This window comes from Deinococcus sp. QL22 (assembly GCF_023370075.1).
Taxonomy (GTDB): Bacteria; Deinococcota; Deinococci; order Deinococcales; family Deinococcaceae; genus Deinococcus.
This window is the reverse complement of the sequence record NZ_CP097151.1, coordinates 399,512-412,098: the sequence shown is the minus strand read 5'-3', so window position 1 is coordinate 412,098 and position 12,587 is coordinate 399,512. Positions and strand designations below refer to the sequence as shown.

Below are 12,587 nucleotides of genomic sequence, written 5' to 3'. Positions count from 1 at the left end.
CCTTGAGGTTGTTATGAAACGTCCCCACCTGAACGTTGTTATTGGACTCGTTGCTCTGGGAAGTACGGCCGCTCTGGCCCAGACCCTGAGCCTGCCCTACCCATTCGTCTCTGGCGCACCGGCCAGAGCTTCAGAACTCACGGCGAACTTTCAGGCCATGATTGACGCCATGAACGGCAAACTCGGTGTGAGTGATCCGGGGAGCAACGGCAACTCCCTCACGCATCCTTCTATCGAAACAAGCACACCACCCATTCCGATCACGGCGTTCCGGGTGCAGCGGGGGGGTGGCGTCGTGGCTGGCGGAGTCATAGGGTACGGTCAGATTCCCGCCAGTGGAGAAGGTCTGCGTATGATGTGGCACCCCTACAAGGGCGCGTTCCGTGCGGGTCAGGCTTCAGCTGCGGGTGAATTCAACGAAGGTAACATCGGCTTTTATTCCTGGGCGGGCGGCAACCGCACGATTGCCAACGACTATGCCTCCTTTGCCTTCGGAGATCAGGTCACGGTCACGGGTGCCAGCGCTACCGGGTTCGGCGCCAACAACACGGTGGACGGCAACTTCGGCTTCTCGGCTGGCTCGCAGAACAGCTGCGCCGGGTTCGTCTGCACCTCCATTGGGTACTTCAATGTGGTGGACGGTCAGGGGGCAACTGCCATCGGGTACCGCAACACGGCCGATGCGGACTACGGCCTGGCGCTGGGCCAAAGGGCAGACGTAGACGGTTATACGGGGTCGTTCGTGTGGGGCGATGCCAGCACCACCGACTTTGTCAGGAGCACCGGCACCAATCAGTTTGTGGCCCGCGCGAGAGGGGGCTTCCGCTTCCGGACGAATGCCACGCTGAGCACTGGCTGCGATATCGCTGCTGGTGGTGCCAGTCTCAACTGTACGAGCAGCCGGGACGAGAAGCAGGACTTCAAGGCCGTGGATCCCGTGGCCATCCTGAACAAGGTGGCCGGGCTGCCCATCACCACCTGGAAGTACAAAGAGGAAACCACCGGCGTCCGGCACCTGGGGCCGATGTCACAAGACTTTAAGGCCGCCTTCGGCCTGGGAACAGGGGACACGTCCATAGGCGTTCTGGATGAAGGTGGCGTGGCACTGGCGGCCATTCAGGGCCTGAATCAGAAATTGGATGAGAAGACGGCAGAAACCGAGCAGTTGAAGAAAGAAGTCGCCACGCTGAAGGCGCAGCAGGCAGAGATTCTCAAGCGGCTGGATCAACTGCAGGCGAACTGAAGCGGCTGACATTGACCGCAATACTCTGGACAGCCTTCTGAATTCGCACCTTTGTACTGGTGCCAGGGCCCAAAAGTGCGGCAAGTTTGTACTGAACCGAGCAATCCATGACTCAGTTCAGTACAAACTTGCCTCAAACCGCTCCAGTGTTGTTGGGCATGCACGCCCAGGCCCTGACTTCTAGCATTGCTCCCAGACCAGCGTTTCTGGCCAACCAGAAGAGAAAATAAAAAACAAGCGACCCATACCTGATGTACAGACGCGGCACCGCAAAGCACGAAGCCGTGTTCGTCCACTGATCTCCAGAACCCGTGCCTGATGCCAACGGGAATAGGGGCAGGGTTCCCGGTGGCGAACCTTTTCGGTGAAGAGGGTCACGAACTTGATACGCCATTCTCGGAGCGTTTCACGGCTGACCTGTAGGCCGCGCCGTACAACAGGTCTTGGACATCTGAGACGCTAAGCGGGACGTGCTGGTTCAGCCAGATCGCATGTCGGATCATTGTCATCGGGAAACGGTGGCACTAGGCTTTGGCGTCGGTCACGGACGGTCAGCCCACCCGAACCGGCTCAGGCAACACAACCCATGCGGCTGCAGGGCGCTTGAGTAGTTCTGGTCGTGGGAGGGGTTAAAAAGGCCAAGGCCGTTGACGACGACACTCTTCTGTAGGGTGATGACCTCCCAGCGTCCTAAATCCTGAATATGGGGTGGAGTGTACGGGGCGTGCGGCGCTGGTGACTGATCCGTAGGCGCAGGAGTCGTTTCAGACTTCATTAGAGAAGTCTAAGGGATAGCTTTCGTCAACACCTAATATCGGCGGTAAAGAGGCGTGGTCAGCGGTCAGGAGGGAACCCGCGCTCAGCAAGGGGGCGGTGCCATGCAACCGACACTGTTGGGAGATTCAGGGACTGATCACGGACTTCAGCTGATTGGCGCGTTGATTTGGGCGGGATTGCGGAGTAGTTCAGAGGGGAGAGTTCGCAGTGTGTGCAAAGGGCTTAATTTGGTCCAGACGGCAATTCCTCCTCAACGGACGTTCCCGGCGAAATGGGTTGTTACCCGTACGAGGTGCAGCTGAATTTCTCGCCGCAGGCCAAAGCTCAGCTGGTGGCGAAAGCGACTCTCCTGACCCACAACGCGGGCCTGCATGAGGTCGATCTCGGCTGGCATCCCAAAGCAGTGGGGTTGCTGTATAGGGGAGATCAATCTGCGCCACCACTGGGGGTTGAGGGAGTAAGCGGTGGAGCGCTTCACGGCACGGTTGCGGCGGGAACTGCCCTATTGCACGATCCGCTCTGCCTTCTGACCAGTTGTAAGCGGACTCGCGATGTTCCAAGCACGGCTATACCTTTCCGCTGCTGAGGAGATCCGTCTCTAGAATGGTTCGCAGGGGGCAGAGGCTTTCGTCCTCCCTGTGCCCTTGTTGCTCATGAGGGAGATGCCATGTTGATAGGTTATGTTCGCTCCGGCCATGTCCTCGATTCACCCTTCCCCCAAGCCGCCCGGCTGATCGCCGCAGGCTGCCAGGCTCTCTTTGTGGAAATCAGCGGCGGGGATCACCTCAGCCGACCGGTTCTGCACCGCACCATCGACCTCTTACGCTCCGGCGACGTGTTGGTGGTTGAGGATCTAGACCGGCTGAGCAGCAATCCACTGCACCTCAAAATCGTCTTGCGGCGCCTGGAAGAGCGTCACGCCAGCCTGAATGTCCTGAGCTTTGAAGACGAACTCGTTCTGGTGCGGGGGTCGGCCACACGGTCTCCCCCACCGTGAACCGCCCAAGGAGACCCGCATGCAGATAGGCATCGATAGTTTCGCCGCCACCATCACTGACCCGGACACCGGAATCACGCTCCCGGGTGCCGACCGCCTCAACCATCTGATCGAAGAAATTGAACGTGCCGACGAGGCGGGCCTCGATTCCTTTGGGGTCGGTGAACACCACCGCCGCGAATATCTCGATGCCGCGCCCGCCATCATCCTCGCCGCCGCCGCTGCCCGCACCACACGCATTCGTCTCAACAGCGCCGTGACCGTCCTCAGCGCCGACGATCCGGTGCGGGTGTTCCAGCAGTACGCCACCCTCGACCTGCTGTCCCGTGGCCGCGCGGAGATCGTGGTGGGACGAGGTTCGTTTGTGGAAGCTTACCCGCTGTTCGGCCTGCACCTGGAAGACTACGACGCGCTGTTTGCCGAAAAGCTTGACCTGCTCCTGCAACTGCGCGATCAGACGCACGTGCGGTGGCAGGGGCGATTCCGCGCGCCGCTGACCGGACAGGGCGTGTATCCACGCCCGCACCAGGAGCGGCTGCCCATCTGGGTCGGGGTCGGCGGCACGCCCGCGTCGTTCATTCGTGCGGGAACGCTCGGTCTGCCGCTGATGGTGGCCATCATTGGCGGTGAGTTCCGGCGGTTCCGGCCTCTGGTGGACTTGTACCGCCGTGCGGGTGCGGCGGCGGGACACCCCGAAGAGGCGCTGCGGGTGAGCGTGCACGCGTTCGGTTTCGTGGCGCAGACGTCACAGGCGGCCCGCGCCGCGTTTTACCCGGGCTACGCACGCATGGTCGACACGATTGGCCGTGAGCGCGGCTGGCCGCCGGCCTCACGCGCCCAGTTCGAGGCCGAGTGTGGCCCGTCTGGGGCGTACCTGATCGGGAGCGTGCAGGAGGTAGTCGACAAAGCCGTGCATGTGCACGAGGTGTTGGGAGGAGTGTCGCGCCTGACTTTTCAGATGACGAATGTGGCGCTGGCGCATGACCGTATGCTGCGGGCCATCGACCTGCTTGGAGGCGAGGTGGCGCCCCGTGTTCGCGAGCGGTTGGCGCAGCTCGGACGCTGAGGTGAAACGCTGGGTTCGCTCAGTGGGGCGCACAGCACCAAGCCTCGCTCAGCCGTGAGCGGCTTGACGAAGCGCTGCCCTCCCTTGAACTGTGGTGACGAGTTGGGCCATGACCTGCCACCGATACGGTCTCCTCACAGGAGTCAAGCAATGCAGCCGCGTGAGGGCCTGCTGGTCTGATTTAAGTTGCCGTGGGCATGACGTGGAAAGTAGCGGGCCATGTGCCGTGCTTTGCGGGCCGTAACGGTGCCGCCTGCGGCCAGCAGTTTGGCGACCGTTTCGCCGACTTTGGTGCCGCCGGAACCGTGTTCTTTGCGCCGCTTCAACCCCCGCTCGGCATAGTCCTGAACGGCTTTAGGAATGTACATAGGGAATTAACAAATTCCTCTGCAGGGTCAATCTTAAGAAGGCAGACCAGGGGTGGACAGGCCGAAGTGAGGATAAGCACAGGCCTGCGCTAAAAGGTAAAACGAGCGGTAGATGCGCCAGCCCGGTGGAGCCTTCCCAGGGTCACGCGAAAGGAAAGGCTTTTTCCTCAAGTGAATTCTGGAAGCCGCCGCGACATCCAGTAGCCCCCAAGACGGACGGGTTCTTCTGCTTCCTCTCGCCTGCAGTCTTTTCCACTGAAAGGGGGCACGATCAGGAGCGCCGGGATGGAGGGGCGTTTGGCCTGCGCCATTCAAAGTGGGCCCAGATGAACGCTGCGCCGTCCTGTACTCCAGAGCGGCGCACCCGCTCAGCACCTGGAGCCACGAGACAATACCCTACGCCCCTGCACCCCCTGGTGATTATCGGCTCCTTCTGCCGGTGGCCTGGCCCCCCCTGCTTCTCTTGGCCGCAGGTTTGCCTGCTGATTTTCCCGCCGCCATCTGCATTGTCACGCACATCCCAGCCTCCATGCCCAGCCACCTCGCCGAGATTCTGAACCGGGCGGCCCGCCTCGCATCCGGTAGACGGTGAAGCGATCTTGCCGGGCCACATCTACTGCGCCTCTCCTGACCCTCATCTGCTGGTCGAGAACGGGCAGTTCAGCGTGACCCAGGGCCCCAAAGAAAACCGGATGCGCCCTGCCATCGATACGCTGTTTCGGTCGGCGGCTTACAGCGAGGAGCCAAACGTGATCGGTGTGGTGCTGTCGGGGCTGCTGGATGACGGCACACCGGGCTTCTGGACGATTGGGCGGTTTGGGGGCACGGCCATCGTGCAGGCCCAAGAGGATGCGGAATACGGTTCGATGCCCCTGAGTGCCGCCACCCAGGTGAAAGTGGAACACACCGTAACGGGCGCTGGCCTGGCCGCCCTACTGGTAATGCTCCAAGAAATTCTCCAAGCGGCGTTGCGAGCCTTCGCCGATGACTCCAACAGACTCACGCCCTGATCTGGACGATCTCCGTCGAGGCGAGCACGGCCCGCCTCCAGGAACTGGGCTTTCCAACTGTGGATCAGGCTTTCATTGACATCATGCTGTCGGGCGGCTTCTGCCACGCCCAGTTCTCCGCGCAAAACGCTCAAGACCATGGCTTCTTTGACGTCGGTCGTCCAGGTTTTCCGTTGTTTCCCCATGATGCTCTCCAGTGTGCTCGTCCCTCGCTTCAACAGGGTCTGGAAGTCATTGCTGGAGCATTACCGGGATTTGCCGAGGAACAGAAACCCTATGCGCAGTCGTGGCACATGCCAGGGGGAGGACAGCGCCCAAGACAGCCTGACAGTGAGGCTTTTGCTCCTGATCGCCGCGCTGATTCTGGCGCTTTTCACGGGCATCCGTCTGAGGGCCAAGCGGCAACAGACTCCCTGCTGAAAGTAAGGCCTCATCCTCCTGTTGAAGTCTGCCAAACCACGCATCACTCCCGGACACCGGCCTGCATCACCGGCTGGTATTCCAGGCGCTACCCTGTCTTCATGCCCCTTGCCGACACCGTACGCCGCCTGGCCCCCTACCTGCAGTCCTGGCTGGAATACCAGCGGGATCTGGCGCGGGTGCCGGGCGTACAGGTGGCGGTTCGGGTGAACGGTGAGTTGGCGGCTTCGTTTGCTCTGGGCGTGGCGAGTGAGGCCACCGGGCAGCCGCTCACCCCACGCCACCTCTTCCGGATCGCCTCACACTCCAAGACCTTCACCGCCACCGCTCTGTTCCAACTGGCCGAGACCGGAAGGCTGCGTCTGGACGATCTGGCGGGCCGCTGGCTGCCCGAACTGGCCGGATCGCCCGCAGCGGGGCTGACGGTGCGGGCCCTGCTGGGGCACCAGTCCGGCATCAACCGCGATGGGGCCGACAGCGACTACTGGCAGCAGCTCCACGATTTCCCGGGCCGCGACGCTCTGATCGCACTGTGCCGGGCCGAGGCCGTGTTCCCACCGGATCAGTTCTTCAAGTACTCGAACATGGGCTACTCACTGCTGGGGCTGATCATTGAGGCAGCCAGCGGCCAAACCTATGAGGACTATGTCGCGGCCCACATGACCGGGCCGCTCGCGCTGAGCAACCTGGGGCCGGAACTGCCGCAAGCTCGCGAGTCCGAGTTGGCGGCCGGGCACAGCGGGCGGCTGGCAGGCAACGATACCCGGCGGGTTCTGCCGTCTTCGAACACGCGGGCGATGGCGGCTGCCACAGGGTTTTACGGCACGGCTGAAGATGTCACGGCTTACCTGGGCGCGCACGCTTTGGGACGTGCCGAACTGCTCACGGACGCGTCCAAGCGCCTGATGCAACGCCAGGAATCCGAGATCAGTCGACCGGTCAGGCGTTGGTACGGGCTGGGCTTCATCGTGGAGAAGATTGGGAACCGCACGGTCGTCGGTCATTCGGGCGGCTTTCCTGGGCACATCACGCAGTCGTGGCTCGATCCGGAATTGGGGCTGGCGGTGTCCGTCCTCACCAACTGCCTGGGCGGCCCCGCAACCGAATGGGCGACGAATCTCATCAAGCTGATCGATCTGGCGATGAAGGTACCCGAGAAGAAGACCACCGACGCGCCGGGCCTCAATCTGGACACCTATACCGGCCGCTTTGCCACCGACTGGGGCGTGTTCGACCTGGTCAATCTGGGAGGCCGCCTGGTGTCCCTGATCCCACAGGGCGACCCAGCGCTGAGTGTCACGGAATTGACTGTGGTAGACGGCAACACCCTGAGACCCAAACCGGAGGCTGGTTTTGGTGCGGTCGGTGAGCCGTTTCAGGTTCGGCGTACAGCGGGAGGCGACATCGAGTGGGTGCGCCAGGGCGGTGGGCGGGCCTGGCCCATTGCGGCCTACCGGCAGCGAGTGGGCCTCGATTCACTGTCCTGAGCCGTCAGGTGAATGAACCGGTTGTGTAGGTCGCGATGGGGGAATAAATCGCTAGACATAGGAGGCGCAATTTGACGGACGCAGCATCCATGGTCAACTGTCCTCCCAAGGTTCTGGTCTGCCAATCGCGGTGGGCTGATCGTCTGTGTCTGACACCGAGCCCGACCGCCACCGATTTCCGCTGAGCATCATCTGAGACGCCCGACTTGTCCCTTCGCTGATTAGCTTGCCAGAACCCTCCACCTGAACAGGCAAACAACGGCAGGCGGTCTGCGCTCCGCCACTGTCAGGGAACGTAAGTCACGGGAAGGCTGACCGCTTTGAACCAGTAGACTTTGAGCAACTCAATCAACTGCAAAAATTCCTCTAAATTGGCTGGTTTGCTGATGTAGGAGTTGACCTGTAAAGCGTAGGCCCGTTCAACATCGGCGGCGGCATTCGAGGTGGTCAGCATCACCACCGCCAGGTGCGCGAGCGCCGGATCGGCCCGCACCGCTGCCAACAGTTCAAAGCCGTTCATCCGCGGCATATTCAGATCCAACAAGATCAGGTTCGGTTGCTGTTCCTCAGGCAACTTCCAAAGCTGCTCTAAGGCGTCCTGGCCGTTCCACGCCACTGACAACTGAATCGCCACGTCTGAGAGTTCCAGTGCAGTCTGAATCAAAAACACGTCAGCCGGATTGTCCTCTACCAGCATCAGCCGCACAGGATCCGCCTTCATGACCGCTCCTGCAAGACAGGGACATCGGGGAGATGGAAGGTCAGGATGCTGCCTAGGCCAAGCGTAGACGTCAGCCGCAGCGTTCCGCCGTGGTGCTCGGCGATCTTACGGCCCAAGGCCAACCCAATGCCGTTGCCCGGCGAGTCTTCTCGGCGGCCTAAACGTTGGAACAGCCCAAAGATCTTCTCCTGATATTCCGGGGCAATGCCCACTCCCTGATCGCGTACCGTGATCTCCCAAGCCTGGAGCACGCGCACTGCTTCAATCCGCACTTGAGGGTTTGGCCCTCCAAAGACAAGGGCGTTGTGTACCAGTTGCTGCAACAGGTCACGGAGCGTGACGGGATCGGCGAACAACACGGGGAGGGGCTCGGCCACGCTCATCTGTGCGCCGCTCATTAGAATCTGGGGAGCCAAAGTGCCCAGCACGCTCTGGACGACCTGTCCAAGCTCCACATCTTTGCGGATGAGAGGCGGTGCCGAGAGCAGTGCCGTGTAGCGGTGCAAATCGTGGGTCAGACTCCGCAGGCGTGCCGTTTCGGTTATCAGGAAGTGAAAGATTTGTTCGGCGTGGGCGTCGACTTGACCGTGGTACCGCAGGTGGAACAATTCCACGAATTGCGAGATCAGGCGCACCGGTTCTTGCATGTCGTGCGCAATGACAAATGCGTATTGCCGCCACTCTGCGTTGGAGCGTTCTAGTGCCGCATTCAGCCCACGCACCACACTTAGGCGGGCACCCAGGGCGGTGGTCAACGCCACCTGCAGGTCGTGCGCTTCTTGCCGCTCTCCAGCGTGCCAAGCTTCGGCCCGCCCCTGCACTGTCTGTATATACGTCTCAAACGAGCGGCGCGGCCCCAAGCCATCTTTGGCCTGTTCCGGTGTAGCGCCGCCCCACACTATTGGGACTGAGATGGCCGGGCGAAGCCAGATGATGCCCTCTGCCCAGCCACGCCCCACACTGATGGCCAGCAGGCCGCTGGCTACGGCTGTGCAGTCTGCGGCGGGCGGCCAGTGGGTCAGCAGCGAGTCCGTTTGAAAGATCGTGCCCTCCTGAGTGCGCAGCCAGGCGAGCAAGGCCTCCACCTGACCGGGCGTAGGGGTGCGTCCCCGGGCTTGCCAGCGCCCCTCGAAAAACATGATCACCCCGGTGGCCCGCATGAGGCCTTCCAGATCCAGGCGCTCATCGGCGAAGGTCTCCAGCGGCGCTACCGAGTGCGCGGTGGCCTCCAGGATATGGGCGTGCTGCTGCTGCACCCTGGCCCGAAACGCGTCAGTATCGGCGCGGGCCTTCAGCTGCACCTGAAGGTTGAGCAGACGGCCCAAATATTCCAGCGCGGTACGTGTGTCCGGCGGCACCACCAGCGCGGTTTCGTGATGGCAGGCCATCAGTCCCCAGAGCTGTCCGTCTACCACAATCGAGACCGACAGGCTGGAGGTCACACCCATGTTGCGCAGGTACTGGAGATGCATGGGAGAGGTGACGCGCAGCACCGCGCCGCCCAGGGGTGTCGGCTGGCCCGTTTGGGGATTGAGACGGGGTTCCAGTGGACTGGACTCCGCTTCGGTATCTGCGGTCAGACGCAGCAGATGGCGCACGTAGAGTGCCCGGGCCTGCGAGGGAATATCCGATTCTGGAAAACGGTGCCCCAAGAAGGCGGGCAGGGTGACTCGGCGGGCCTCAGCCACCACCTCACCACTGGCGTCCTCCGCAAAGCGGTACACCATCACTCGGTCAAAGCCCGTCAGTTGGCGCACTGACTCTGCCGCGACCTGGGTCAGGCGGGCCAGCGAGGGCGCACTCTCCAGCGCGAAGACCGCGTTTCGCAGCTCCTGTGATCCGGTGGGGTCATGGCCCTGACTGGCCTCGAATTCCAACACCAACAAGTCCGCAACCCGGTGGGCGGTCAGGGCGGTGTGAGTCCCGAGCAGGGGCAACAGGGTACGGTACTGCAAGTGATCAGGCGAGCCTTCGGGGAGGGCAGTGAACAGGGGTGCAAGAACGCTGTCCGGCAACAGCGCTCCCACCAGAGTTCCTCGGAGCGCCGCAGGAGGAGCGCCTAAAAACGCTTCACTGTTGGCGCTGACCTGCAAAATCTCAAGCGTCCGGGCGTCCACCGTCAACAGCGCGCCGTGGGGCTGGATGCTCCCTGGAATCTGAATGGGTTCGCGCGCGCAGTTGTCTGAGGTGATCACTGGCCCCCCTAAGGAGGTGGGAAGCAGGAGGCCAGCATCGGTGGTCACACTGGACACGGTGCCAGGGCGCTCCGAAAAGCGGCGAAGGTGGTCTGCGCGCCCGCAATCACAGCAGGCTCATCCTCGGGCAACACGCTACAGGCCATGGCCGCCCCAAATCGCCGCCACATCTGCCCGGTGGCTGGCCCATATGCAGTGAAATAGGCACTGCCACGGGCTGCCGTGAGACCTAAACAGGCGTGCAGATGCCGCTCAATCATCTGGCCGCCGAGTGTGGCCCCTTCCAGCACGTACAGGGCTCCCAGGGCCTGAGGCAGACTGAGAGGGGGCAAAGAGAGGCCCAGAGGAAGTGAGGTCACACCGAGCACGCTGAGATCGCGGCGCAGAAGGCCGGCTTTTTGGCGGGCCCCCACTTCAAACTGCTCTGGCAGGGGGAGTGCCAGCAGTTGGCCTTCCAGGGGAGCAACCACCGTATAGAGCTGGCCCAGCAGGTGCTGATAAGTCTCGAGGCGCAGATGAGGCTGCATCACCGGCATGAAGGCTTCAACCTCTTGATGGTGCTGAAGTGTCGCCTGTCTGAGCTGGAGCATGATCATGACTCGGCCGTGAACGTAGCATGCCCCTGTGCTGGCGGGCAGGCAAACAGAACTATTGAGCTTAGAACCGGCGTGAGCTGCTGGAGACTCTGGTCATGAAGCTCGGGTAGATACTTCGCCGCTTGCCGCTCGGCTTTGCTCTGGGTATAAACCGGGCGCAGCATAGAAAACATCTGCCATCCCCGCATCCTTCCTGCCTCAGGTCGAAACAAGCTAAACGGCTTTCTGCTTAACCTCCAGGCGGTCGCCAGTGTGCAGTAGCTCAGCTTGCCCTCCAGGGGAGGTGGGCCAAAAATGGACTTGTAATTCATTAAGCCTTAACAGGCTACTAAAGAAGCGTCAGACCTGTATGAGCCTCCGAAAAGGAGCACAGTAGTCGTCATAAGACCCCAATAACTCGTCCATTGCAAATCTTTGTACTTGACGACAATCTCTCAGATCTCTTTCTGACTCAAGCGGTGTTTGCCAAATTCAGTGACCAGGTGACTGTCACCCTGTATCAGACCGGTCAAGCCGTGTTAGACGCCCTGCAGCTTCCCGATTCGGTCTGCCCCGATGTCCTGCTGCTCGAGATCAACACGCCGCAAATGAACGGCTTTGACGTCTTGAAACTCCTGAAGGCCGACGCCCGACTGACGCTTATTCCGGTGGTGATGCTGACGACCTCGGTGGCGGCGGCAGATATTCAAGAGGCCTACTCGATGTCTGCCAGTTCGTATCTGGTGAAATCGGTGGATTTCTCCACCTTTCTCCAGGAGGTCGAGAGTTTGGTGACGTTCTGGATCAGCACCCGGTTGCTCACTTGGCCTGCCCTGAGTTCACCAGCGAACGCCTGTTCCCCGTAGTGTCGATCGACCCTAACGCTCTATCTCAAGGCGAAGTGGCCAATTCTAAGGTCGTAGGCGGTGCCCGCACTATTTTCGGCCAGTTGGGAGCCCAGCAGCGGCCCGCTTGAATTCGGCGGGGTGTGTTCTTCACAGGGCTATGGGGTGCTTCCTCATCATTAGAACTCGACTTGGTGTGTGCAAAATCGAGTCATACGGATTCCGATTGAATCCTGCTCTTTTTAGGATTCAATCCGAGCGGACTGGCACAGCACGAAGTGAGCGAGTAAGAAAGAGGACGGGCTACGCGATATGGAGCCGCAAGCGCTGGGGTTTAAGGTTGTGGCGGAATGAAGCGGAGTCCGTATCACAGCTCGGCAAGCCTTGAGGACGTGTCTTGGCGAAAGCGCTGTTCCCAGTCTGTCCTGCCCAGGGGTATTCCTTCGGGACGCCTCACCGCTTGTGCCGCCGAAGCCTGGGCCGCGTGGTCAACCCTCCTGGCTGAAGGCGGCGACGTGGACGATGACGAGGCAGGCTCCTGGCTGGATGTAGAATGTGTGGCGCCGTGCTCTCAGGGAGAACCAACACGTTCGTTTCCTCCACCGGAGGCAAGAAAAAACCCCCACCACGGGGGGCTTGCCCAGGAGAGTGGTTCCACCCAACCGGCCTAGGTGAAATCACCATGCCCGTCCAGACGGGCGCAAGTCTATAGGGAGTTTGGTCTACCCCCAGAACATGAAAAGCTCCGCCAGGAAAGTGCCTTAACAGGCTGAGTCTTGTTCTGTTCAGTCGCTTTGCCGTGAGCTGCCGTCAGGTTCTTGACATGTCCTCAGGCGCTGTCTGCAGCATGTCCAAGGCAGAGAAACCGATCCCGCCGTTCCCA

The 12,587-nt window shown here is 61.3% G+C and carries 10 protein-coding genes and 2 pseudogenes; 7 read left to right on the top strand and 5 right to left on the bottom strand.

Going from position 1 to position 12,587, the window contains the following annotated elements; all coding sequences use genetic code 11:
* Positions 1-13 precede the first annotated feature (13 nt).
* The 4 genes from M1R55_RS21385 to M1R55_RS21370 all read left to right on the top strand — a co-directional run bounded on the left by M1R55_RS21385 (position 14) and on the right by M1R55_RS21370 (position 4,083).
* Complete coding sequence (locus tag M1R55_RS21385; protein WP_249394982.1) at positions 14-1,243, top strand: tail fiber domain-containing protein; 1,230 nt, start codon at positions 14-16, stop codon at positions 1,241-1,243.
* Between the two features lie 1,048 nt (positions 1,244-2,291).
* Positions 2,292-2,606 (top strand): hypothetical protein, encoded by a 315-nt coding sequence (locus M1R55_RS21380; protein WP_371827254.1) that lies wholly within the window; start codon positions 2,292-2,294, stop codon positions 2,604-2,606.
* 81 nt (positions 2,607-2,687) lie between these two features.
* Positions 2,688-3,017 (top strand): recombinase family protein, encoded by a 330-nt coding sequence (locus tag M1R55_RS21375; RefSeq protein ID WP_249394981.1) that lies wholly within the window; start codon positions 2,688-2,690, stop codon positions 3,015-3,017.
* Between the two features lie 19 nt (positions 3,018-3,036).
* Positions 3,037-4,083, top strand: a complete 1,047-nt coding sequence (locus M1R55_RS21370; protein WP_249394980.1) for an Atu2307/SP_0267 family LLM class monooxygenase — start codon at positions 3,037-3,039, stop codon at positions 4,081-4,083.
* Between the two features lie 143 nt (positions 4,084-4,226).
* On the opposite strand, the gene M1R55_RS21365 is transcribed toward M1R55_RS21370, so the two are convergent.
* Positions 4,227-4,451, bottom strand: a complete 225-nt coding sequence (locus M1R55_RS21365) for a hypothetical protein (protein ID WP_249394979.1) — start codon at positions 4,449-4,451, stop codon at positions 4,227-4,229.
* 316 nt (positions 4,452-4,767) lie between these two features.
* Between M1R55_RS21365 and M1R55_RS21360 the strand changes: the two are divergent.
* Positions 4,768-5,461 (top strand): annotated as a pseudogene (locus M1R55_RS21360) (chemotaxis protein CheB).
* Positions 5,462-5,481: 20 nt separating this feature from the next.
* Here the strand turns inward: M1R55_RS21360 and M1R55_RS31825 are convergent.
* A pseudogene (locus M1R55_RS31825) lies at positions 5,482-5,646 on the bottom strand (transposase); the annotation flags it as partial.
* A 336-nt stretch (positions 5,647-5,982) separates the two neighbouring features.
* Between M1R55_RS31825 and M1R55_RS21350 the strand changes: the two are divergent.
* Complete coding sequence (locus tag M1R55_RS21350) at positions 5,983-7,368, top strand: serine hydrolase (protein ID WP_249394978.1); 1,386 nt, start codon at positions 5,983-5,985, stop codon at positions 7,366-7,368.
* Positions 7,369-7,654: 286 nt separating this feature from the next.
* Here M1R55_RS21350 and M1R55_RS21345 read toward each other — a convergent pair whose 3' ends face one another.
* From M1R55_RS21345 to M1R55_RS21335, 3 genes are read right to left on the bottom strand one after another with little or no spacing between them, the layout of a single operon-like run.
* Positions 7,655-8,089 (bottom strand): response regulator, encoded by a 435-nt coding sequence (locus M1R55_RS21345; protein ID WP_249394977.1) that lies wholly within the window; start codon positions 8,087-8,089, stop codon positions 7,655-7,657.
* The gene (locus M1R55_RS21340; protein WP_249394976.1) at positions 8,086-10,332 is read right to left on the bottom strand and encodes an ATP-binding protein; all 2,247 of its coding nucleotides are present in this window, start codon (positions 10,330-10,332) and stop codon (positions 8,086-8,088) included. The genes M1R55_RS21345 and M1R55_RS21340 overlap by 4 nt, the downstream gene beginning before the upstream one ends.
* Positions 10,329-10,874 (bottom strand): biliverdin-producing heme oxygenase, encoded by a 546-nt coding sequence (locus tag M1R55_RS21335; RefSeq protein ID WP_249394975.1) that lies wholly within the window; start codon positions 10,872-10,874, stop codon positions 10,329-10,331. Before M1R55_RS21335 ends, M1R55_RS21340 begins: the two co-directional genes overlap by 4 nt.
* Positions 10,875-11,284: 410 nt before the next feature.
* Between M1R55_RS21335 and M1R55_RS21330 the strand changes: the two genes are divergently transcribed.
* Positions 11,285-11,725: a response regulator gene (locus M1R55_RS21330; protein WP_256566027.1), complete on the top strand. Its 441-nt coding sequence runs from the start codon at positions 11,285-11,287 to the stop codon at positions 11,723-11,725.
* The last annotated feature ends 862 nt before the right edge of the window (positions 11,726-12,587 follow it).